Origin of the sequence: Streptomyces sp. Ncost-T10-10d (genome assembly GCF_900091955.1) — a bacterium.
Taxonomy (GTDB): domain Bacteria; phylum Actinomycetota; class Actinomycetes; order Streptomycetales; family Streptomycetaceae; genus Streptomyces.
Map to the genome: position 1 here is coordinate 32,509 of NZ_FMDF01000030.1, position 22,152 is coordinate 54,660.

Genomic DNA, 22,152 nt, shown 5'->3' on the forward strand with positions numbered 1-22,152 from the left:
ACCCCGGAGAAGCTCCGGGGTCCCGTTTCACCGGGAAAGCACCGGGACGAGGACGTTGTCGCTGGGGCGGTCGGCCAGATAGTCGGCGACGTTCTGGACGGTGGCGTCGATGATCTGGTCCACGGCGTCCTGGGTGTAGTACGCCTGGTGCGAGGTCACGATCACGTTCGGGAAGGTGACGAGCCGGGCGAGCGTGTCGTCGTCGATGCCCTCCAGGGACTTGTCGAGGAAGAAGAGCCCGGCCTCCGCCTCGTACACATCCAGCCCGACACCCAGAAGACGGCCCGCGCGCAACTCGGCGACCAGCGCCCTGGTGTCGATGAGTCCGCCGCGGCTGGAGTTGATCAGGATCGCGTCGTCCCTCATGTGCGCCAGGGCGTCCTTGCCGATGATGTGGTGCGTCGAAGGCAGCAGCGGAACGTGCAGGCTGATCAGGTCGGAATCGGTGAGGAGCTGTTCCTTGTCCACGTATTCCATGCCGAGCCCGGCGCAGGCGGGGTTCTCGACGATGTCCCAGCCGAGCAGCTTCATGCCGAAGCCGTGGGCGATCCGGGTGAAGGCCTCGCCGATCTTGCCCGTACCGATCACCCCGGCCGTGCGGCCGTGCATGTCCCGGCCGAGGAGGCCGTCGAGCCGGAAATCGAAATCGCGGGTGCGGCTCGCGGCCCGGATGATGCGGCGATTGACCGCCAGCGCGAGCGTCCAGGCGAATTCCGCGACCGAGTAGGGCGAGTAGAAGGAGACCCGGGCGACCCGCAGGGCAAGCCGCTCGGCGACATCGAGATCGATGTTGTTGAAGCCGGTGGAGCGCTGGGCGATCATCTGCGTGCCACCCGCTGCGAGGGTCTGCAGGACGGCGCTGCTCAGATCCGCGTTGACGCTGGTGGAAATGATCTCGTAGCCCGCCGCGATCGGTGCAGTGTCCCTGGTGAGGAAGACGTCCAGGCAACGGACCTCGTGCTGTCCGGCGAACGCCTTCTCGAGCAGCGGCTTCTCGTCGGACTGCACACCGAATGCCAGGATTTCCATGACTTCTCCCGTTCATTGTGCAGATCAGGGGGCATGGGCCGGTCATCGCGAATATACGGCCCATGCCCCCGGTGCGCCGCTCAGCCGAAGAAGACACCTGCTTCCGCGTAGAGGGCCGGGTCGACCGTCTTGAGCCGGGCGGTCGCCTCCGCGATCGGCACCCGGATGATGCCGGTGCCCTTCAGGGCGACCATCGTGCCGAAGTCGCCGTCCCGCACGGCATCGATCGCGTGCAGGCCGAAGCGGGTGGCCAGCCAGCGGTCGAAGGCGCTGGGGGTGCCGCCGCGCTGGACATGGCCGAGGACGGTCGTTCTGGCCTCCTTGCCGGTGCGGCTCTCGATCTCCTTGGCCAGCCATTCGCCGACACCGGAGAGCCGGACGTGACCGAAGGAGTCGTGCGATCCGTCCTTGAGGATCATCTCGCCCTGCGCGGGCATGGCCCCTTCGGCGACCACCACTATCGGTGCGTAGCTCGCCCTGAAACGGGAGGTCACCCAGGCGCACACCTGATCGATGTCGAAGCGCTGTTCCGGGATGAGGATGACATTCGCACCGCCGGCCAGTCCCGAGTGGAGCGCGATCCAGCCCGCATGACGGCCCATCACCTCGACGACGAGAACGCGCATATGGGATTCGGCGGTGGTGTGCAGCCGGTCGATCGCCTCGGTCGCGATCCCGACAGCCGTGTCGAATCCAAAGGTGTAGTCGGTGGCGGAGAGGTCGTTGTCGATGGTCTTGGGAACGCCCACGCACTTGATGCCGTGTTCGTCGGACAGGGTCGCCGCCACGCCCAGGGTGTCCTCGCCGCCGATCGTGATGAGCGAATCGACCTCGTACTTGGCGAGGTTGTCCCTGATCCGGCGGACGCCGTGCTCCGCGCCGAGCGGATTGGTGCGCGAGGAACCGAGGATGGTGCCGCCGCGCGGCAGGATGCCGCGCACCGCCGGAATGGAGAGCGGCACCGTCTCGCCCTCCAGCGGGCCGCGCCAGCCGTCCCGGAATCCGATGAAGTCGTAGCCGTACTCCTGCACGCCCTTGCGGACGATGGCGCGGATGACCGCATTGAGCCCGGGACAATCGCCGCCCCCGGTCAGTACTCCGACCCGCATGGAAGCATCCCTTCGCCGAAGTGAGCCCCCCGACCACCACGTTAATCGTGATCCAGGTCACTCAGGGATGGGGTGGAAGGTCAAATCCGTTGCGTTACGGGGCGGTTGGTCTCACAGGTGCGGAGCTGCACGCTCCGGCGCGTTCAGGCATCGTCGAGGCCGCGCTCGATCGCGTACCGCACGAGCTCCACCCGGTTGTGCAACTGGAGCTTGCCCAGGGTGTTCTGCACGTGGTTCTGGACGGTGCGGTGCGAGATGACCAGACGCTCGGCGATCTGCTTGTACGAGAGCCCTTTGGCGACCAGCCGCAGCACCTCGGTCTCGCGCTCGGTGAGCTGCGGGGCCTTGGGTTCGTCGGAGGCGACGGGCGTCGGGTCGGAGGCGAGCCTGCGGTACTCGCCGAGGACGAGTCCGGCGAGGCCCGGGGTGAAGACGGGGTCGCCGACGGCGGTGGACCGCACGGCCTCGGTCAGCTCCTGCGTACTGGCCGACTTGAGCAGATAGCCGGTGGCGCCGGACTTGACCGCCTCCAGTACGTCGGCGTGCTCGCCGCTCGCGGAGAGCACCAGGACGCGCAGTCCGGGGTGGGAGCCGACGAGTTCCTTGCAGACCTGTACGCCGGGCATGCCGGGCAGGTTGAGGTCGAGTACGAGGACGTCGGGGGTGGTGGCCTTCGCCCTGCGGACGGCCTGCGGCCCGTCACCGGCGGTCGCCACCACTTCGAAACCGGACTCGGAAAGATCGCGGGCGACTGCATCGCGCCACATCGGGTGGTCGTCGACGACCATCACCCTGATGGTCCGCTCCTCGGCACCCTGGATGTTCTCCGTGCTCATCTTGCTGATCCCGCCTTCCCCCGTGAAACCTTCGGAACCTTCAACTCGACCTCGGTGCCCTGGCCGGGCACCGAAATCAACTCCGCCGTGCCGCCCAGGTCACGCAGCCGCCCCCGGATCGACAGGGCGACCCCCATCCGTCCCTCGCCCTCGGCCTGGGCGAGCCGCCCGTCCGGGATGCCGGGGCCGTCGTCCCGGACCGTCACGATCACCTCGTCCGGCCAGTCCTCGACGAGGATCCAGGCCTGGGCATTCTCCCCCGCGTGGACCCTGACATTGTCCAGGGCGGCACTGACAGCGGCTGCCAGCTCCTTCGCCGCCCCGGGAGCGAGCAGCACCGGTGCGCCGGGCTCCGCGAAACTGATCCGGGAGCCGGCGTGCGGGGCGAGCAGGGAGCGCAGATCGCAGTCGGCCTGCCCGGACGGCTCGTCGTCGACCTCCACGCTGCGGACCACGGCGCCCTCGGCGGCGTCCTCGGAGACTCGGGTGGTGGGCACCAGACCGCTGGAGACCAGGGTGCGCAGGGCGACTTCCTGCTCCCCGGCCATCCGGCCCAGTTCGGCGGCCTCGCCGCCCAGCGCCGTGCCGCGCCGCTGCACCATCGCGAGGACCTGGAGCACGCTGTCGTGGATGTCGCGGGCCAGCCGTTCCCGCTCGCGGGTGGCGGCCTCGATCTCCAGGGCGCGGGCGAGGGTGCGCTCACTGGCCCTGGCCACCTCGACGACGTAACCGATGGCGATGGAGGCGACCCAGACCAGCAGGACGTTGTGGAAGGTGTCCCGGCTGGGCTCGCCGCGCTCGATGATGTTGGCGACGGCGACGAAGGTGGAGGCGAAGGCCGCCCAGCGCCAGCCCCCCTTGATCGCGAAGGCCAGCACGGAGCCCGCGGTCCAGATGGACGGCAGCGTCGGACCGTCGACGTGCTGGGCCTCGAAGTCGGCGAGCGGGGTGAGGAGGATGCCCACGAGGGCGAGGGCCAGGTCGGCGCCGAGGAAACGCTTGGTGCAGGCGACGGCGCCCGCGACCTTCGGAAGGGTGCCGAGCGTCCAGGCCGCCATCACCACCAGGAAGACGATGGCCACCCAGGGCCGGTCGTACCTGTCCCGGCCGAAGACGGCCAGCAGGATCGCGTAGAGCATCGTCAGAATGCGGTACGCAGTCAGCGCACTCCACAGCGGCTGCTCGACCGACATGCGCACGACCCGCTCGCGCCTGGCCATTTCCCCACCCCCCGGACGGAAACGACGCGGTTACGCGCCGGACCGTTCCGTCATCCCTGCATTCCGGACTCTCTGGCCGCTTGCTTCTGCTCCTCGGCGCGGCGCTTCGCCTCATCGGCGATCTGCCGCTTGGCGGCGGTCGCGTAGATGTCCACGTATTCCTGGCCGGAGAGCTTCATGATCTCGTACATCACCTCGTCGGTGACCGAGCGAAGGATGAAGCGGTCCCCCTCCATGCCGTGGTAACGGCTGAAGTCGAGCGGCTTGCCGATCCTGATCCCCGGACGCATCAGCTTGGGGATCACCTGGCCCGGCGGCTGGATCTTCTCCGTGTCGATCATCGCGACGGGGATGACAGGCGCTCCGGTGGCCAGCGCCACCCGGGCGAGTCCGCCGGGCTTGCCGCGGTAGAGACGGCCGTCGGGCGAGCGGGTGCCCTCCGGGTAGATGCCGAAGAGCCCGCCGCTCTCGATGACCTCGATGCCCGCCTTGATGGCCGCCTCGCCGGCGCCTCGGGCACCCGAGCGGTCCACCGGGAGCTGGCCGACGCCCTTGAAGAAGGCGGCGGTCAGTTTGCCCTTCACGCCGGGCGCGGTGAAGTACTCGGACTTGGCGATGAAGGTGACCTTGCGGTCCAGGACGGCCGGCAGGAAGAAGGAATCGGAGAACGACAGATGGTTGCTCGCGAGGATCGCCGGTCCCTGCGCGGGGATGTTCTCCAGGCCCTCCACCCATGGCCTGAAGGCGAGCTTCAACGACCCGCCGATGGAGAACTTCATTGCGCCGTAGATCAACTCGGGTGCCTCCTGTGTGCTGTCCGACAGACCTTAACCCGTGGGGCCGTCCGCGCTCCCGCCCGGCACGGAGCCGAGGCGGCGGCTGGGGCCGTGACGGCCCTGGTCGGTGTCGGTCCGGTCGCGTACGGTGAAGTAATCCTTCTGCACTCCCCCTTTCGCTCCCCTTCGAGCCTCACGAACAGGAGACCCCGGTGCCGGTCCTGCCTGGAGCCGAGCCGTTCCGCCACGAGGGCGGAGAGGCCGGCGTCCTTCTCTGTCACGGATTTACCGGCTCCCCGCAGTCGCTGCGCCCCTGGGCCGACTATCTGGTGGAGCGCGGGCTCACCGTCTCGCTGCCGCTGCTGCCCGGTCACGGCACCCGCTGGGAGGACATGCAGCTCACGGGCTGGCAGGACTGGTACGCGGAGGTGGACCGGGAGCTGCGCGCCCTCCTGGAGCAGTGCAGCCAGGTCTTCGTCTTCGGGCTTTCCATGGGCGGAGCGCTCACGCTGCGGCTGGCGGCGAAACACGGGGACACGATCAGCGGTCTGGTGCTCGTCAATCCGGCGAACAAGGTGCACGGTCTGGCGGCGTACGCGCTGCCGGTCGCCCGCCACCTGGTACGGACGACGAAGGGGCTGGCGAGCGATATCGCCCTGGAGGGCTCCGCCGAGGTGGGGTACGACCGGGTGCCGTTGCACGCGGCGCATTCGCTGCGGAATTTCTTCCGACTGGTCGACGCCGAGCTGCCCCAGGTCACCCAGCCGATCGTCCTGCTGCACAGCCCGCAGGACCATGTGGTGCCGCCCGCCGACTCGGCCCGGATCCTCAGCCGGGTGTCGTCGACGGATGTCGAGGAGATCCTGCTGGAACAGAGCTACCACGTGGCGACGTTGGACCACGATGCGGAGCGGATCTTCGACGAGAGCTACCGGTTCATCGGCCGCCTCGCTCCGAGCGCAGGAAAGAAGGGGAGCACGTCAGGTGGCTGAGCACGACGCGGAGCGCGCGGGCAGCGAGGAGGGACGCGAGCCCCTGCCCGCGGAAGGAGCTGCCCTCCCCACCGAGGGAGCGGCTCTTCCCACGGAGGAAACGTCCGTACCGGACGACGGTACGGGTCCCGAGGATGCCGCTGCCCGGAAAGTGCCGCCGGGCGACGGCGGCGAGCGGTCCGACCGGCCGATCGACGAGGACGCCGTGTGGAAGGCGATCGTGGCGGGCTACGGCGACGAGCCGCCGGACCCGCCGGGCGCCAAGCCGTTCAGGTCGATCGAGGATCTCGCGCTGCTGGAGGACGATCAGTCGAGCGTCCTGGATCCGGACAAGGGGGTCGGGAAGAAGACCCCAAAACCGCCGGAGAAGCCGCTCGGCAGCTCGATCGTGTTCGCCCCCGGCGTCGCCGGTCCGCGCGACTACGAGGTCGAGGAGCCGAAGGACGGCGACATCGACGACAGCGACGAGGGACATTTCGTCCCTCCGGAGCCGCCACCGCTGCCCGAGGCCGATGTCACGGCGAAGTTCGCCTGGCTCGCGGTCGTCGGCGGCCCGGTACTGATGCTGGTCGCGGTGCTGCTGAGGTGGGACATGACGTGGTGGCTCACGACGATCTGCGTCGGCGGATTCCTGGGCGGCTTCGTCACGCTGGTGGCGCGGATGGAGGACGACGACGAGGACGGCGACGATCCGGGGCGCGGAGCGGTGGTCTGAGATCGGGCCGGTCGAGGTGGCCTTGCGCTGTTGCCGTGCAGCTCAGGGCCTGGTCGCGGGCACCCGTAGTGCCGCCAGCACCGGCAGATGGTCCGTGGCCGCCCGCAGGTCCGCGTCGGTGACACCGGGCAGCCCTGCGGGGACACCGCAGCCGAGCACCTCGATCCCGTCCGTCGCGAACACGGCGTCGATGCGCCGCCGCGGATGGTCCGGCGAGAAGGTGTTCTCGCCACCCCACGGCCTCACGGCCCAGCAGTCCTGGAGCCGCCCGGCCAGCCGCCTGAACGCGGTCCCGGTCGGTACGTCGTTGAGGTCCCCGGCCGCGATGGCGTGCTCGACGCCCATCGCGTCCAGCCGTTCCAGCAGCATCTGCGCCTGGGCCAGGCGTTCGTCGCGCTGCAGGCTCAGATGGAAGCTCAGCAGACCGATCCGGGTGCCCGCGATCCGTACCACCGACGTGGCGAAGCCCCTGCGGTGCAGTCCGGGGCTGAGTGGCAGCAGCACGTCCTCCGTCCGCTCCACGGTGGCCCGCAGCGAGCAGAGCAACAGCGGCCCGGCCGCCGCGGCGCCGCCGCTCAGGACGACCAGGTCGGTGCGGGCCGCGAGCCAGGCGGCGCGCTTGCGCCAGCGGAAGAAGCGCGGGGCTTCCTGGATGAGGACGAGGTCGGGGGCGCAGGCGCTGATGACGCGGGCCAGTGCCTCGCGGTCGTCGCGCATCGACCGGACGTTGTAGCTGAGCACTCTGATGACGGCCGAACCATCCGGCTCGGTACGGGAGTCGGGCAGTGGCGTCAGGACCATGCGTCTCACGATACGACGGACGCCCGCCGCACCCCACGGGGGCGCGACGGGCGTCCGATTCTGTCCGGTTCCGGGTGGTTCAGCCCTGGCGGGCCAGGTCAGCCGCGCCCACCAGGCCTGCCTTGCCGCCCAGTTGGGCCGCGAGCACCTGGGCGTGCGGACGCCATTCGCCGCCGATCAGCCAGCGCCGGAACGACTTGCGGATCGGGTCGAGGACGAGTTCGCCCTCGTCCGACACGCCGCCGCCGACGATGAACGCGGACGGGTCGAAGAGCGAGGCCAGGTCGGCGAGTCCGGCGCCGGCCCAGCGGGCCAGCTCGCGGAACGAGTCGATCGCCACCGGGTCGCCCTGCCGGGCGGCCTGGCTGATGTGCTTGCCCTCGATGCCGTCCACCGTGCCGTCGCCGAGGCTGAGCAGGACAGTGGCGCTCGAAGGGGTGGCGTTGGCGCGCTGCTTCGCGTAGCGGACGAGCGCACGCCCGGAGGCGTACTGCTCCCAGCATCCCTGGCTGCCGCAGCCGCAGAGCAGCCCGTCCGGGACAACCCGGATGTGGCCGAATTCGGCGGCCACACCGAAGCGTCCGCGTCGCAGCTTGTTGCCGATGATGATGCCGCCACCGAGACCGGTGCCGAGCGTGATGCAGATGACGTCGTCGTGGCCCTGTCCGGCGCCGAAGCGGTATTCGCCCCAGGCGGCGGCGTTGGCGTCGTTCTCGACGACGACCGGAAGGCCGACGCGCTGTTCGACCTTGTCCTTCAGCGGCTCGTGCCGCCAGTTGATGTTCGGCGCGAACAGCACGGTGGCGCGCTTGTCGTCGACATATCCGGCGGCGCCGATGCCGACGGCGTCGATCTGGTGGCCCTCGCTCGCACCGGACACGGCCGCCGCGATCGCGTCGACAATGCCTTCAGCCGTCGGCGGGGTCGGCACCTTGAACATCGAGAGGATCTGTCCCTCTTCGTCGACCACTCCAGCTGCGATCTTCGTGCCGCCGATATCGACGCCGATGGTGAGTCCCATGAATCCCTCAGTTTCGGTCGAGCCCCGCTGTGGCCAACGGTACCCGAGCCGGGGACCCTACCCATCGGTGCCGGTCAGTCCAGATCGATGTGTTCGCCCGTTGCGGGGCCCTCGTCGCGCGGGTCGGTGGGGTTGTCGGCCTTCTTCTCGGTGCCCGTGGGGGCCCCGGCGCCCTGGGTCCAGCGGCGTTCCTGGCCTTCCACGGCGGAGCGGTAGGCGGCGAGGAGTTCGTTGCCGGCCGCGGCAATGTGGTCGAAGACGTCCGGATTGCGTTCGATGACGGGCTCGACGGCGGACTTGGCCTGCTTGATGATCTGCTGCACGGTGCCCTGGGCCGCCGCGCCGAACAGCGGCGACCGGAGGGACGAGACCTTGTCGGCCACGGCGTCGACCAGCTTGCGCAGTTCCTCGGCTGCGGAGCCGGGCGGCGGGCCCTGCTGGGCGCGACGGCGGGCTTTCTCCGCTTCGAGGTCCTCGGCGCAGGCCTTCGCCCACGCGTCGTCGTCGACGGGACGATCGGTGGCTTCGCTCATGGCGGACTCCTGCGACGTGGTTTGCCGGCGGCCCGGCATACGGGGCGCGTACTACCGACGTTACCCGAACCGTGATGTGGTGTTCAGCTCGTCCGGGGCCACAGACCGGGGTCCGGCGTGAACCGGACCCGGAGCACCCCGTCGGTGAGGGCGGCGCCGGAGACGGTGCAACGGCGCAGCCCGGATTCCAGAGGGACGATCCGGTGGAACGGGCCCACGGTGAGGAGCAGTTCGTCGCCGCGGCGCACCAACTGGAGGTCCGACTTGACGGCGCCGGGCAGGGGCAGGCACCAGACCAGAACGGAGTCGCCCTCGCCGGGCGGCGCGGCGGTCACGATCCGGCTGCCGGGCAGCAGCGACCGCAGCTCGTCGAGGCCGTCCGGGGCGTTCGGGTCCTCGATCCACCAGGGGTCGTCGGCCCGGCCGGGGCCCCGGTCGTCCAGTTCCGCGGCGAGTCCGTCGCCCTCGAAGAGGCCGCCGCCGGTGCCCGCCTCCTCGAAGACGGTGCAGCCGGCTCCGGTGTCGAGGAGGGCGAGGTCGTCCAGGCCCCGGGGATCGCGGCCGAGGTGGGGCACTTCGCACAGGGCCGCCGAGGGCACCCATTCCTCGTACCAGTGGTCGATGGTCTTCTCCTGCTGCGCGGCGAGGGCCGCGAACCAGGGGTCGCCGGAGTGCCTGGGCAGTACCCGGTTCACCGCGAGGGTGTCGACGCGCAGTCCGTGCAGGGCGAGTCCGGTGCGGGCGGTGCGCAGGGCGTCCTCGGCGGCGGGGCCGGGTTCGGCGACCAGCCGCAGCGTGGTGTTGCGGTCATCGATCAGTGCCTGGACGGCGGCCAGCTCGGCGTCCCTGCGGGCGGCGGCCTCGTACAGCCACTGGGCGGGCATGGGTACGCCGGCGAGCTGGGCGAGCATCGGGCGAAGGGCGCGTGCGGCCTGGCGTTCCCGGGGCAGCAGTCGGCGCAGATAGCGGCGCAGCTGTTCGGGCAGGGCGAGTACGGCGAGCGCTTCGCGCAGCGGCGGAAGGTCGACGACGAGGACTTCGTAGCCGCCCGGCGACCAGTCGCCCCGGGCGGCGCGGCGCAGGGCGTGCAGGAGGGCGAGCTGGGCGCTGCCGGGGAGTTCGGTGAGTTCCTCGCCGTCCAGCCGGTTCCCGCCGAGCAGGTCGAGCACGCCGGACGCCTGATCCTGGAGGGTGAGCAGTTCGCTGCGGAAGTGTTCGCCGGAGTCGATGCGGGCGGACCACAGACCGTCCGTGACCTCGGTGGGTTCTGTGCCTTCTGGAAAGCCGGGTATGGCGTCGGCGGAGAGCAGCAGGGTGCGGCGCCCGCGACGGGCCGCGGCCAGCGCGGTCGCCGCCGCGAGGGTGGTACGGCCGGCGCCGCCGGGACCGGTGACGAGGACCGTACGCACCGGGTCAGGCCTTCGGGACGGACTCGACGCGCTTCTTCAGGCCGGCCAGGGCTCGGTCGATGATGACCTTCTCGGCCTTGCGCTTGATCATGCCGAGCATCGGGATCTTGACGTCGACGGTCAGCCGGTAGGTGACCTCGGTGCGGTCGCCGTCGCCGAGCGGGGCCAGCGCGTAGGAGCCGTCGATGGCGCGCAGCATCTGGGACTTGACGAGGGTCCAGCTGACCTCGTAGTCGCCGATCCAGGTGTACGCGAGGGTGTGGTCGTCCTTGATCGCTCCGGCGTCGAGGACGAGACGGACCTTCTCGGCGCGGCCCTGGTCGTCCAAGGAGAGGACCTCGGCCTCCTTGACCTCGCCGGTCCACTCCGGATAGCGGGCGAAGTCGGCGATCACTCCCATGACGTCGGCCGGCGCCGCCTCGATCGTGATGCTCGAGCTGGTGTGTTCAGCCATCGCCGTGGCTCCTCCAGTGCGGTGTACCGGTGCGTCGGCAGAGGCCTGCCGTCAGAAGGCTATCGCGTGTGCGCGGCGCCTCGTTCCAGGGTCCGGCGCCGGTGCGGTCACCATTCCAGGGCCCAGGGCCTGCCGGTGGACGCGAAGTGGCCGACGTTCACGCATTCGGTGGTGCCGATCCGCATCCGGCGGACCAGGGGCTGGTGGACATGGCCGAACAGTGCGTAACGGGGGCGGGTCCTGCGGATGGCGTCGAGCAGGGCCCGGCTGCCGCGTTCGAAGCGGCGCGCCACCGTGTCGTACGTCAGCTCCGGCACATCGGGGGGAATGTGGGTGCAGAGCACGTCGACCGGGCCGACGGCCTCGATCTTGGCGGCGTACTCCTCGTCGCTGATCTCGTACGGGGTGTTCATAGGGGTCTTCAGGCCGCCGCCGACGAAACCGAACACGCGGCCGCCGATCTCGACGCGGTCGCCGTCGAGGACGGTGGTGCCCGGGCGCGCGTACTCGGGCCACAGATCGGGGATGTCGACGTTGCCGTAGGTGGCGTACGTCGGGGTGGGGAAGGCGGCGAAGAGTTCGGCGTACTGCTTGCGCACCGCCGAGACGATCGCGGCGTTGCGGTCCATGCCCGCCCACAGGCCGCGGCCGAACTCCCGCGCCTCCTCGTAGCGGCGAGCGGTGCGCAGTTCGACGATCCGGTCGGCGTTCTCCACGCCGAACAGATCGGGGAAGATGCCGCGCGAGTGGTCGGCATAGTCGAGGAAGAGCACCAGGTCACCAAGGCAGACCAGCGCGTCGGCGCCGTCCCCGGCGCGGGCCAGGGCCTCGGTGCTGCCGTGCACGTCACTGACCACGTGAACGCGCGTGCGCCGTGCGGTCGAGGTTTCTCGGCTGTTCGGTCCGGCTGGCATGACGATCACCCTAGAACTCCGCTGTCCACCTGGGTAGAGGCCGCCGGACCTGCGACGACCTCCGGGGGGTAACCACGGTGGACTACTGTGCGCGCAAGGATCACGGTTCTGTGTGACGCATGAGACATCTGGCCGGAACCCCCTATCGGGAACCGAGTACTGGTGGGTAACGTCCGGGCAGTCCAGTCGTGCTCACCCCCACTGAGCACCCGCCAATCTTGGACCGCAGCCGGTGCGTCACACAGAGCCGTGGCACCGGAGCCCGATGAGGAGCAGCAGTCTTGCGCGAGTTCAGCCTTCCGGCCCTGTACGAGGTCCCCTCGGACGGCAACCTGACGGATCTCATCCGCCGCAATGCCGCTCAGCATCCCGATGTTGCGGTGATGAGCCGCAAAGTGGCTGGAGTGTGGACCGATGTCGACGCCACACAGTTCCTGGCCGAGGTCAGAGCCGTCGCCAAGGGCCTGATCGCTGCGGGCATCGAAGCGGGCGACCGGGTGGCGCTGCTCTCCCGTACGCGCTACGAGTGGGTCCTGCTCGACTTCGCGATCTGGAGCGCGGGCGCGGTCACCGTCCCGGTGTACGAGACCAGCTCGCCCGAGCAGATCCAGTGGATCCTCGGTGACTCCGGTGCCACCTTGTGCATCGCGGAGTCGGAGGCGCACCAGGCCTCCGTGGTCTCGGTCCAGGCGGATCTGCCCGCCCTGAAGGGCATCTGGCAGATCGAGGACGACGCGGTCCGCGGGCTGTCGGCGATCGGCGAGGACGTCTCGGACGAGACCCTGGACCTGCGGATGGCTAGCGCCAAGGCGGACGACCCGGCCACCATCGTCTACACCTCGGGCACCACCGGCCGCCCCAAGGGCTGCGTGCTCACGCACCGCAGCTTCTTCGCGGAGTGCGGCAATGTGGTGGAGCGGCTGAAGCCCCTCTTCCGTACCGGCGAGTGTTCGGTGCTGCTCTTCCTGCCCGCCGCGCATGTCTTCGGACGGCTGGTCGAGGTGGCCTCGGTGATGGCCCCGATCAAGCTCGGCTGCGTACCGGACATCAAGAATCTCACCGATGAACTGGCCTCATTCCGGCCGACGTTGATCCTCGGTGTGCCGCGGGTCTTCGAGAAGGTCTACAACTCGGCGCGCGCCAGGGCACAGGCCGACGGCAAGGGCAGGATCTTCGACAAGGCCGCGAACACGGCGATCGCGTACAGCCGCGCGCTGGGAACCCCTCAGGGCCCCTCCATGGGCCTGAAGTTCAAGCACAAGATCTTCGACCGGCTGGTCTACAGCAAGCTGCGGGCCGTCCTCGGCGGACGCGGCGAGTACGCGATCTCCGGCGGCGCACCGCTGGGCGAGCGGCTCGGCCACTTCTACCGCGGTATCGGCTTCACGGTGCTTGAGGGCTATGGCCTCACCGAGACGTGCGCGGCCACCGCGTTCAATCCGTGGGACCGGCAGAAGATCGGTACGGTCGGCCAGCCGCTGCCCGGCTCGGTCGTCCGGATCGCCGACGACGGCGAGGTGCTGCTGCACGGCGAGCACCTGTTCACCGGCTACTGGAACAACGAGGTGGCGTCGGCCGAGGCGCTGGCCGACGGCTGGTTCCACACGGGCGACATCGGCACGCTCGACGAGGACGGCTATCTCGCGATCACCGGACGCAAGAAGGAGATCATCGTCACGGCGGGCGGCAAGAACGTCGCTCCCGCGGTGATCGAGGACCGCATCCGCGGGCACGCCCTGGTCGCCGAGTGCATGGTGGTCGGCGACGGGCGGCCGTTCGTGGGCGCGCTGATCACCCTGGACGAGGAGTTCCTGGGCCGCTGGGCCGAGGAGCACGGCAAGCCGACCGGCTCGACGGCCGTGTCGCTGCGTGAGGACCCGGAGCTGCTGGCCGAGGTGCAGCGGGCGGTGGACGACGGGAACGCCGCGGTGTCCAAGGCGGAGTCGGTACGCAAGTTCCGCATCCTGGCGTCCCAGTTCACCGAGGAGGCGGGGCACATCACACCGTCGCTGAAGCTGAAGCGGAACGTGGTGGCGAAGGACTTCGCGGACGAGGTCGAGTCGATCTACCGGAGCTGACCCGAAGCACGTGAGAGGGGGCCCGCACGGCATGTGCGGACCCCCTCTCGCGTACGCGCGCGGGCCTCCTCGGCGTACCGCGTCACGTGGCGTCAGAGCAGCGCACGGAGCCTGTCGGCCAGCAGGTCCCAGCGCCACTTCTCCTCGACCCAGGCCCGCCCCCGCTCCCCCATCCGCTGCCGCAGCTCCGGGTCACGGAGCAGGGTGACGATCCGGTCGGCCGACTCCTCCACCGAGCCGCCGCGCACCACCCACCCGGTCTCGCCGTCGAGCACGGCGTCCGGCGCGCCGCCCGAGTCGCCCGCCACCACCGGCAGTCCGGTCGCGGACGCCTCCAGGAAGACGATGCCGAGGCCCTCCACGTCGAGGCCGCCGCGACGGGTCCGGCACGGCATGGCGAAGACGTCGCCCGCGCCGCAGTGGGCAGGCAGTTCGTCCCATGGCACCGGCCCGGTGAAGCGCACCGAGTCGCCGACCCCCGTCTCCTCGGCCAGTCGCTTCAGCTCCTTGGCGTACGGTCCACCGCCGACGATCAACAGCACCGCGTCCGGCACCTGCGCCAGGATCGCGGGCATCGCGAGGATCAGCGTGTCCTGGCCCTTGCGCGGCACTAGCCGTGACACGCAGACGACCACGGGCCGGTCCGAGAGCCCGAGCCGGGCCCTGATCAGGTCCCCGCCGGAGTCCGGGTGGAAGGTCTTCTCGTCGACGCCGGGCGGCAGTTGAACCATGCGGTCCGCCGCCTCGGGGCTGAGTGCCGTGGCGATCCGGGAGCGGGTGTACTCCCCCAGGTAGGTGATCGCGTCCGTGCTTTCCCCGATCCTTCCCAGCAGCTGCCGGGCCGCGGGCAGCTGGGCCCAGCCCGCCTCGTGCCCGTGCGTGGTGGCGACCAGGCGGCGGGCACCGGCCCTGCGCAGCGCCGGAGCCATCAGTCCGAGCGGGGCCGCGGCGCCGAACCAGACGGATGTGCAGCCGTGTACGCGCAGCAGCTGCACCGCGCGCCGGGTGACCCGCGGGGTCGGCAGCAGCATCGTCGTACGGTCTCGGACGACGGTGAACGGCTGCTCGGCGTCGAAGGCCGCGGTGGCCGCGATGCCTTCGGGGCTGCGCTTCCAGGTGGAGGCGTATACGACGATCTGTCCGGGGTCCAGGCGCAGTGCCATGTTGTGCAGGAATGCCTGGATGCCGCCGGGGCGGGGCGGGAAGTCGTTGGTCACGATCAGGGTCTTGTCCATCCCGGCCGACAGTACCGGGCGGCCGGGCCGATGGCTCTCGCACAGGCCGGGCAGGCATCATGGCTCGTCGTACCCACCGAGCACCCACTGACGAAACGGATGAGGCGTCCATGACGGGATCGACCGGCGCGCGGCCGGCTGTCGCGGTGTGGGCCCTCACCAGGGTCGCGCTGCTGCTCTGCGTCACGAAGGTGATCACGCTGCCCGGACCGGACGTGACCAGTGATGTCTCGGTGATCTACCACGGCTGGTCCGAGGTCCTGAAGACCGGTACGTACCCGCAGTCCGACGTCACCTGGCAGTACCCGCCCCTCGCCGCGCTCGCCATCCTCTCCCCCGCCCTGCTGCCGTTCCTGGACTACGCCTCGGCCTTCTTCGTCCTCGCGTTCCTGTGCGACGGGCTGGTGCTGGGGCTGCTGCTGTACGCGGGCCGCCGGACCGGGCGGTGGACGGCGGGCGCCTGGGTGTGGGTGGCGGGGGTGCCGCTCCTCGGTACGACCGCGTACGCCCGCTACGACGTGATGGTGGCGGCGGTGGCGGTGGCGGCGCTGCTCGCGGGGATACGGCATCCGCGGGTGCTGGGGGTGCTCGCCGCCGTGGGTGCGCTGCTGAAGGTGTGGCCGGTGCTGATCCTGGCCGGTACGGCGCGTGGGCCGCAGACGCGCCGGGCGTGGACGGCCGCGGCGGTGGCGGCGGCCGGGCTGCTGGTGGTCTGCACCGTGGCGATGCCCGGTGCGCTGGCCTTTCTCGGCTTCCAGCGCGACCGGGGCACCGAGGTCGAGTCGCTGGGGGCGCTGGTCTTCCATGTGTGGCGGCAGTTCGGCTGGCAGGGCCGGGTGGAGCTGCACTACGGCTCGCTGGAGTTCCTGGGTCCGCATGTGCCGCTGGTGAGCACGCTCGCTCTCGGCCTGTCCGTCGTGGCCTTCGGCTGGCTGCTGGTGTGGCGGCTGAGGGCCTGCGACTTCCGGGTGAACACCCCGGCCGACGCGGCGTTCACGGCGGTGCTGCTGTTCACGACGACGAGCCGGGTGATCAGCCCCCAGTACATGCTGTGGCTGGTCGGCCTGGCGGCGGTCTGCCTGGTCTTCCGCGACAGCCGGATGGGGCTGCCGGCCGTTCTGGTACTGCTCGCCACGGGCATCACTCAGCTGGAGTTCCCGCTCGGGTTCGTCCATGTGGTGACCAGCGACGCGACGGGCGTGACGCTGATGTTCCTGCGCAACGGCCTGCTGGTCGCGGCGACGCTGATCGCCTGCCGCCGGCTGTGGCGGCAGACGGTGTCCGGGGGGACGCGCGAGGGCGTGCGGCCGCCGGCCGCCCGGTCCGGCGTCGGCCGGGAGGCCGAGCCGGCCGGCTCCTGAACGCGTCCCGCTCAACCGAGCCGGGAGCCCAGATACTCCCGCCAGCGTGCGGTGAAGTCCTGCGGGGTCGTGGACAGCACCTCCTGCATGGCCTGCTCCACCGCCCCGTCCCGCCCCGAGTGCCCTCCGACGGCGCGGTAGAAGGCGAACAGCTTCTCCTCGCCCCAGTGGTCGGCGATCAGCTCGCAGGCCAGCCAGGCGCCCTCGTACGCCCTTGCCAGGCGCGCGGGGTCTCCCGCGAAGCCGAAGTCCTCGTCCGTGGGGAGCTCGGCGGGCGGATCGCCGCGCAGGACGGCGCCGGCCAGTTCGGGCGCGGCCTGTGCCGCGGTACGGTTCTCGGCTCGGTAGGCCGCCCAGTCGGCGAAGCCTTCGGAGAGCCAGGTCGGGGTGGCGGCGGAGGTGCGGGTGCGGGTGGCGACATGGGTGATCTCGTGGCTGAGGACGATCCGCTGCCCGAAGGTGCCGAGCATGCCGTACGCCTGCGGGTTGACGATCACCCGGTCCGCGGGCGCCCGGTCCGGACCGCCGGTCCGCCCGGTGGTGACGGCCGCGATGCCCCGGTAGTTCGCCGCCGGTGACCCCAGCAGATCCGCCATGTCCCCCACGGTGTGCGGTACGAGCACCAGCACGCGGCCTGCCCAGCGTTCCGGCCAGGCGTCCGAGACGGCGGGCACCGCGCGGTCCGCCGCCCGGGCGATCCGGTGCAGCTCCTGCCCGGTGCGGCCGACCCCGAGGACGAGGCTGTGCTTTCCGCTCACCACCTGGACATCGCCCTGCTGCCAGAGCTGCCGGCCGCCGTCCTTGCCCGCCCGGTCGCCGACGATGTACCAGCGGTCCTCCGCGCTGTCCCGTCTCAGATCGAGCACCCGGTCCGCGGCGACCGGGGCGGCGTCGTAGCCCTTGATCCGGTAGCGCAGCTGTATGTCCGCGGTCGCCCGGTCGGTGCCCTGTCCGGTCACGCCCGTCAGCCGGTACGTCCATGAGCTCAGCGGTACGTCCGCGAGGTTGTCCAGTTCCCGGCGCTGGGCCGTGCGCAACCCGGTGGCCCGCGGGTCTATGGCGGCCAGATAGGCGTCCGTGTCGTGTTCCAGCACGGCGGCCGCGCGGCGGTCCAGGGTGGCGCGGATGCCGCGGGCGGTGGAGTCCGGGGCGGCGCCGTCGTCGGGGGCCGCGCAGGCGGAGGCGGACAGCAGCCCGGCGAGCAGCACTCCCGCCGTGCGCCGTCCTCGGTCACGTCCCCGTCGCGCGGTCCGCCGACTGTCAGCCACCCGATCGAGAGTACGGGTCAGATGCGGGTGACCGAGGAGACGGGCATCATGCCGACGGGGTCGTAGCGCACCGGGGCGCCCGGGTAGGGGGCGTGGATCACCTGGCCGTTGCCGACGTACATACCGATGTGGCCGGCGTCCGCGCGGTAGACGACCAGATCGCCGGGGCGGGCCTCGGAGAGCGGCACCATGTGTCCCGCGTACCGCTGGGCCTGCGAGGTGCGCGGCAGGCTGACCCCGGCCCGGGCGTACGCCCACTGCATCAGCCCGGAACAGTCGAATCCGGCGGGTCCGCTGGCCCCCCAGATGTACGGGCGGCCCAGCGCCTCCCGGACCGCCATGACGGCTGCGGCGGCCCGTGCGGAGCCGGCCGGCAGATCGGCCATGGCCGGGAACGCGTCGTCGCGGCCGGAGCGCGAGGACCGCTCGAAGTCCGCCCTGTCGGCGCTGGGCAGCGCGTCCAGCAGCTGCTTGGCCCGGGCGATCTTGCGCTCGACGGTCCGTCTGTGGCGGGTGACGGCCGCCCTGTTGCGCTCCAGATCGGCCAGCGCCCGGGCGGCCTCCGCGCGGGTCTGTGCGAGAGAGCGCTGAGCCTGCTGGAGCTGCCGCAGCTCGGCGGCCTGATGCTCGGTCAGGCGGTCCAGGCTGGCCGCCCGGTCGAGGTAGGTGTCCGGATCGGAGGAGAGCAGCAGAGCGAGCGAGGGATCGAGGCCGCCCGAGCGGTACTGCGCGCTCGCCACCGAACCGAGCGCCGTACGCATCCGGTTGAGGCGTTCCTGGTCGCGGGCCGCCCGGTCCTGGGTCCGCTTCAGCTCGCCGCGCAGCCGGTCGGCGTTCTCACCGGCCTTGTTGTACTGCTCGGTGGCCCGCTCCGCCTCGCTGTACAGCCGGTCGACCCGGGCCTTGGCGGTCCGGGGCGTGTCCTGCGGGTCGGCGTTCGCGGTGGCCGCCCCGAGGGTGGCGGCCGCGGTCGCCGCCGCGGCCGACAGAACGGTGGCCCGGACGCTCACGTTGAGGCCGGGCTGTGTGGAACGGCGATGGGACACCACAGGACGCCGCACTCCCTTCCGCTGTACGCAGATGTGCGCAGCCCCTGCCGCCCGGGGCGGGCGGACCGACGACCGGGAGCTGCACGGCAGGCAGACAGTAGTCGGACGGTTACGGAGCGACCAACGACCGCGCCGGGCGACAGGGCGGCAGAAACGGCGACGCCCCGCCGGTGACCTGTGGTCTCCGGCGGGGCGGACTGTCTGCGCGGGCGCGGGAATTCGCCCGTTCGGGCGTCGTCAGCCGACGCGCACGCCGAACTGGAAGCTGCCGATGGTGTTCATCGACTCGTAGCGCACGACCGTGCCCGGGTACGGGGCGTGCAGGACGGTGTTGTTGCCCGCGTAGAGGCCCACGTGCGCGGTGTTGTTGAAGAAGACCAGGTCGCCCGGCTTCAGCGCGCTGCGCCCGATGTGGACTCCGTCGTTGACCTGGGTGTAAGTGACCCGGGAGATCTGGACGTTGGCCTGGGCGTAGGCCCACTGGGTCAGCCCGGAGCAGTCGAAGGAGCCGGGGCCGGTGCCGCCGCGGCCGTACGGCTTGCCCACCTGGGTCTTGGCGGCGTTCAGAGCGGCGGCGCCCCAGGCGGAGGCGGGGAGCTCGTTGCCCAGTTCGACCCGGTCGCCCGCGGAGCGGCTGGCGCGCTGCTGGTCCTCGCGCATCTTCGCACGCTCGGCGGCGGTCATCGAGTTGAGCAGTTGCTGCGCCTTGGCCAGCTTGGTCTGGAGGTCCTTCTTCTTCTCGCCGAGCGTCTTGCGTACGTCCGCGAGGTCACCGAGCTTGTCCTGGGCCTCCTTGCGCTCCTGCGCGAGGACCCGCTGCTTCTCCTGGATCTTGCCCAGGGTCTCGGTCTGCTTGGCCGTCAACTGGTCGAGGGCCGAGGCCTCGTCGAGGAAGGTGTCCGGGTTGGACGAGAGGAAGAGCTGCACCGACGGGTCGATGCCGCCGGAGCGGTACTGCGCCGCCGCGAGCGAACCGAGGCCGTTGCGCAGGTTGTTGAGCTCCTGCTGACCGCGGGCCACCTTGTCCTGCAGCGCGCCGACTTCCTTCTCCAGCTTCTGCTGCTTCTCCTTGGCGCCGTAGTACTTCTCGTTGGCGTCGCCGGCATCGTGGCTGAGCTTCTCGACCTCTTCCCGGACTTCACCCTTGGAGGGCTTCGGGTCGGCGTGGGCCGCCTGGGAGGTCAGCGCGACGGCTGCGGCGGCGGTCGCGGTGAGCACGGTCACACGGGCGCGGCTCGGCTGCTTGGGACGGCGGTGGGACCCCACGAAGGCGAGCTCCTTCTTCCTTGAGCCGCCTACCGGGCTGTGGGGGGACTCGATCCCCGGCTCCGTGCATGTCACGGACTCGGCGGCGCCTTCGCTGCCACCCCGGATGGGTGATCAACCGTGCGAAGGTTCGAGGCCCGACCCTAGTGACCAACTTGTGATCAGTTCAAATCCTCACAAGAAAAATCTCGTCACAGACTGCACTTCTTTACCCACGACACACAGGGGGTAGCGGCGACTTGACGGTCCGTTCCCTGATTTCCGCCGAGACCCGGCAAGTGTCACTAGACGCGCGAAAGGCGCTTCAGGAGCAAGACGGACGCAACGGGCCTGGCGCCCGCCTTCGCCACTCCGTCGGCGACTTCGCGGTCGGTGGAGACCACCACGACGGGCCGGCCCGGCGGTTCGGCGCGCGCCAGCTGACGGATGAGTTCATCAGCGGTCACACCCGGCTTGCTGAACAGCACCCGCACCCCGCGCGGCGGTGCGAGCAGCACCGGGGCGGCCAGTTCGGCCCCGTCGAAGACACAGGTCATCTCGGCGCCGGTCTGTGCCGCGAGCACCGCGAGGCCGCCCAGCAGCCTCAATCGCTGCTTCTCCAGCGGCAGCTGCGGATAGCCGGTCTTGGTGACGTTGTAGCCGTCGACGATCAGATGCGCCTGCGGCAGCGCGAGCAGCTGGTCGAGCAGGGCCGGATCGGTCTCCGAAAGAGCCCTGGCGGCAATGTCCTTGGGCGACATCCTGCCGGGCTCCACCGCGTCGGCACTGTCCGCGGGGCGGATCGAGGAGGGCGGCAGGGCCAGTTCGCGACGGAGCCCGCGGGCCGCGTCGAGCACCGTGTCCAGCAGCAGTCGCAACCGCATGTCCTCGACCGAGCGGCCCTCCCTGGCGGCCCTGCGGCCCGCCTCGACGGACGCCTCCGCCTCACCGAGCCGCGCCTTGAGCCTACGGGACTCGCTCTCGGCCGCGGAGACCTGGGCAGCCGCCTCGGACCGTACGGCGTCGGTCTCGGCCCGGCTGCGGCGCAGCGCGGCCTCGCCGCGCTTGACCTCGTTGGTGACACTGCGCAGTTTGCGCTGAAGGGATTCGGCTTCCTTGCGGGCCGCGTCCAGCTCGCCGCGGAGCCGTTCGGTCTCGCTCTTCGTCTGGGAGCGGGCCTGGGCGAGTTCCTCGCGCAGCCGTTCCAGCTCGCGGCGGCTCTCCTCGTCGGCGCGCTCGGCACCGGCCCGCTGAGCCTCCTCGCCGGCGGAGGTGACCAGCTTCACCCAGCCGGCCGGGCGCAGCACATAGGCCGCGGCGGCCACATCGACGGGGTCGGCGGCTGCGGGCGGCGAACCGGCCTCCAGCGCGGCCGCCAGCTCCGGCTGCTCCTCCTTGAGCCGTTCGCCGATGCGCTGCCGGAACAGTGCGTCGCCCTCCAGCGCGGCCGCCATCGCGTTCCCGGCGAACTTGGCGCGCCGGGTCGGAGTGAAGCGGGCGTACTGTCTCAGCTGGGTCGGCAGTTCGGTGACCGTCAGGCCGCCGAACGCGTCCGAGACCAGCGCGACGACCCGTCGCCGTACACCTTCGGGCAGCGGGCGGTCGAGCGCCTCGACGGCGTCGTCGGCCGCCTCGGCCGACTCGGCGCCGCTAGCGGGCTGCTCCACCATCCGTCACCCCAAATTGTCTGTCCGCACGGCCCCGTCAGGAGTCGGCACCCGGCCTGTCCACCAGTTCGATCTGATCCACCGCATTGCACCACCGGCAGCGCACCGACTCGATGGTCTCACTGACCACCTCGCGCTCCTCGACGGTGGATTCCCCGGCCAGGTCGAGATGGACGTATTCGATGACCTTGGAGGAACGCGTCACGTCGAACCGTGTGAGATTTCCGCAGAGCGTGCAGCGCCAGCGGGTCCCGTCGGTCGGTTGGGGAACCGTCGTCATCGTGCGTCCTCTTTCGTCGAGCCTCGTGCCGCCTGCTTCAAGGATCTCGCGGTGCGCCGTCGAACTGCGGATGTCCTGCCGTAACCCTACGGCCTAGCCACGTCCCCCCGACACGGCGAGGCGGTCTGTCCCGTTCCCTCCACTTGCGTCATGCTCTGTT

21 protein-coding genes are annotated in these 22,152 nt (G+C 70.7%); 4 read left to right on the forward strand and 17 right to left on the reverse strand.

Annotated elements, in window-relative coordinates:
* Positions 1 to 27 precede the first annotated feature (27 nt).
* The 5 genes from GA0115254_RS02460 to GA0115254_RS02480 all read right to left on the reverse strand — a co-directional run bounded on the left by GA0115254_RS02460 (position 28) and on the right by GA0115254_RS02480 (position 4,988).
* Positions 28 to 1,029 (reverse strand): 2-hydroxyacid dehydrogenase, encoded by a 1,002-nt coding sequence (locus GA0115254_RS02460; protein ID WP_093893597.1) that lies wholly within the window; start codon positions 1,027 to 1,029, stop codon positions 28 to 30.
* 80 nt (positions 1,030 to 1,109) lie between these two features.
* Positions 1,110 to 2,138, reverse strand: a complete 1,029-nt coding sequence (locus tag GA0115254_RS02465) for a 6-phosphofructokinase (RefSeq protein ID WP_093893598.1) — start codon at positions 2,136 to 2,138, stop codon at positions 1,110 to 1,112.
* 143 nt (positions 2,139 to 2,281) lie between these two features.
* The gene (locus tag GA0115254_RS02470) at positions 2,282 to 2,974 is read right to left on the reverse strand and encodes a response regulator (RefSeq protein WP_093893599.1); all 693 of its coding nucleotides are present in this window, start codon (positions 2,972 to 2,974) and stop codon (positions 2,282 to 2,284) included.
* Positions 2,971 to 4,194, reverse strand: coding sequence for a MacS family sensor histidine kinase (gene macS, locus GA0115254_RS02475; RefSeq protein ID WP_093893600.1), 1,224 nt, complete (start codon positions 4,192 to 4,194; stop codon positions 2,971 to 2,973). The genes GA0115254_RS02470 and macS overlap by 4 nt, the downstream gene beginning before the upstream one ends.
* Positions 4,195 to 4,244: 50 nt before the next feature.
* Positions 4,245 to 4,988: a lysophospholipid acyltransferase family protein gene (locus GA0115254_RS02480; protein WP_093893601.1), complete on the reverse strand. Its 744-nt coding sequence runs from the start codon at positions 4,986 to 4,988 to the stop codon at positions 4,245 to 4,247.
* 194 nt (positions 4,989 to 5,182) lie between these two features.
* On the opposite strand from GA0115254_RS02480, the gene GA0115254_RS02485 reads away from it, so the two are divergent.
* Together GA0115254_RS02485 and GA0115254_RS02490 are read left to right on the forward strand one after the other, a co-directional pair.
* Entirely contained in the window at positions 5,183 to 5,962 is a 780-nt protein-coding gene (locus GA0115254_RS02485) for an alpha/beta hydrolase (protein WP_093893602.1), read from the forward strand.
* Entirely contained in the window at positions 5,955 to 6,677 is a 723-nt protein-coding gene (locus tag GA0115254_RS02490; protein ID WP_093893603.1) for a hypothetical protein, read from the forward strand. Before GA0115254_RS02485 ends, GA0115254_RS02490 begins: the two co-directional genes overlap by 8 nt.
* A 42-nt stretch (positions 6,678 to 6,719) precedes the next feature.
* Here the strand turns inward: GA0115254_RS02490 and GA0115254_RS02495 are convergent, their stop codons facing one another.
* The 6 genes from GA0115254_RS02495 to GA0115254_RS02520 form a co-directional block, all read right to left on the reverse strand.
* Positions 6,720 to 7,478, reverse strand: coding sequence for an endonuclease/exonuclease/phosphatase family protein (locus tag GA0115254_RS02495; protein WP_093893604.1), 759 nt, complete (start codon positions 7,476 to 7,478; stop codon positions 6,720 to 6,722).
* Between the two features lie 79 nt (positions 7,479 to 7,557).
* Positions 7,558 to 8,499 (reverse strand): ROK family glucokinase, encoded by a 942-nt coding sequence (locus GA0115254_RS02500; protein WP_093893605.1) that lies wholly within the window; start codon positions 8,497 to 8,499, stop codon positions 7,558 to 7,560.
* 74 nt (positions 8,500 to 8,573) lie between these two features.
* On the reverse strand, positions 8,574 to 9,032 hold the full coding sequence (locus GA0115254_RS02505) for a DUF5304 domain-containing protein (protein WP_093893606.1): 459 nt from the start codon (positions 9,030 to 9,032) through the stop codon (positions 8,574 to 8,576).
* A gap of 83 nt (positions 9,033 to 9,115) precedes the next feature.
* Entirely contained in the window at positions 9,116 to 10,441 is a 1,326-nt protein-coding gene (locus GA0115254_RS02510) for an ArsA family ATPase (RefSeq protein WP_093893607.1), read from the reverse strand.
* Positions 10,442 to 10,445: 4 nt separating this feature from the next.
* Entirely contained in the window at positions 10,446 to 10,895 is a 450-nt protein-coding gene (locus tag GA0115254_RS02515) for an SRPBCC family protein (RefSeq protein WP_093893608.1), read from the reverse strand.
* A gap of 107 nt (positions 10,896 to 11,002) precedes the next feature.
* The gene (locus GA0115254_RS02520; RefSeq protein WP_093893637.1) at positions 11,003 to 11,809 is read right to left on the reverse strand and encodes a metallophosphoesterase family protein; all 807 of its coding nucleotides are present in this window, start codon (positions 11,807 to 11,809) and stop codon (positions 11,003 to 11,005) included.
* A 281-nt stretch (positions 11,810 to 12,090) separates the two neighbouring features.
* Here GA0115254_RS02520 and GA0115254_RS02525 point away from each other — a divergent pair, with 281 nt between their 5' ends.
* A complete protein-coding gene (locus GA0115254_RS02525; RefSeq protein WP_093893609.1) occupies positions 12,091 to 13,887 on the forward strand; it encodes an AMP-dependent synthetase/ligase in 1,797 nt (598 codons plus the stop codon).
* Positions 13,888 to 13,979: 92 nt separating this feature from the next.
* Here the strand turns inward: GA0115254_RS02525 and GA0115254_RS02530 are convergent, their stop codons facing one another.
* The gene (locus tag GA0115254_RS02530) at positions 13,980 to 15,122 is read right to left on the reverse strand and encodes a glycosyltransferase family 4 protein (RefSeq protein ID WP_093893610.1); all 1,143 of its coding nucleotides are present in this window, start codon (positions 15,120 to 15,122) and stop codon (positions 13,980 to 13,982) included.
* Between the two features lie 110 nt (positions 15,123 to 15,232).
* Between GA0115254_RS02530 and GA0115254_RS02535 the strand changes: the two genes are divergently transcribed.
* On the forward strand, positions 15,233 to 16,483 hold the full coding sequence (locus GA0115254_RS02535; RefSeq protein ID WP_093893611.1) for a glycosyltransferase family 87 protein: 1,251 nt from the start codon (positions 15,233 to 15,235) through the stop codon (positions 16,481 to 16,483).
* Between the two features lie 11 nt (positions 16,484 to 16,494).
* Here the strand turns inward: GA0115254_RS02535 and GA0115254_RS02540 are convergent, their stop codons facing one another.
* The 5 genes from GA0115254_RS02540 to GA0115254_RS02560 all read right to left on the reverse strand — a co-directional run bounded on the left by GA0115254_RS02540 (position 16,495) and on the right by GA0115254_RS02560 (position 21,992).
* Positions 16,495 to 17,751 carry a hypothetical protein gene (locus GA0115254_RS02540; RefSeq protein WP_176739946.1) on the reverse strand — a complete coding sequence of 419 codons (1,257 nt, stop codon included), beginning with the start codon at positions 17,749 to 17,751 and terminating at the stop codon, positions 16,495 to 16,497.
* A 17-nt stretch (positions 17,752 to 17,768) separates the two neighbouring features.
* Entirely contained in the window at positions 17,769 to 18,800 is a 1,032-nt protein-coding gene (locus GA0115254_RS02545; protein ID WP_093893612.1) for a C40 family peptidase, read from the reverse strand.
* Positions 18,801 to 19,037: 237 nt separating this feature from the next.
* Positions 19,038 to 20,066, reverse strand: a complete 1,029-nt coding sequence (locus tag GA0115254_RS02550; RefSeq protein ID WP_093893613.1) for a C40 family peptidase — start codon at positions 20,064 to 20,066, stop codon at positions 19,038 to 19,040.
* Between the two features lie 284 nt (positions 20,067 to 20,350).
* On the reverse strand, positions 20,351 to 21,712 hold the full coding sequence (locus tag GA0115254_RS02555) for an NYN domain-containing protein (RefSeq protein WP_176739948.1): 1,362 nt from the start codon (positions 21,710 to 21,712) through the stop codon (positions 20,351 to 20,353).
* A 37-nt stretch (positions 21,713 to 21,749) separates the two neighbouring features.
* Positions 21,750 to 21,992 carry a hypothetical protein gene (locus GA0115254_RS02560; RefSeq protein ID WP_093893615.1) on the reverse strand — a complete coding sequence of 81 codons (243 nt, stop codon included), beginning with the start codon at positions 21,990 to 21,992 and terminating at the stop codon, positions 21,750 to 21,752.
* Positions 21,993 to 22,152 lie beyond the last annotated feature (160 nt).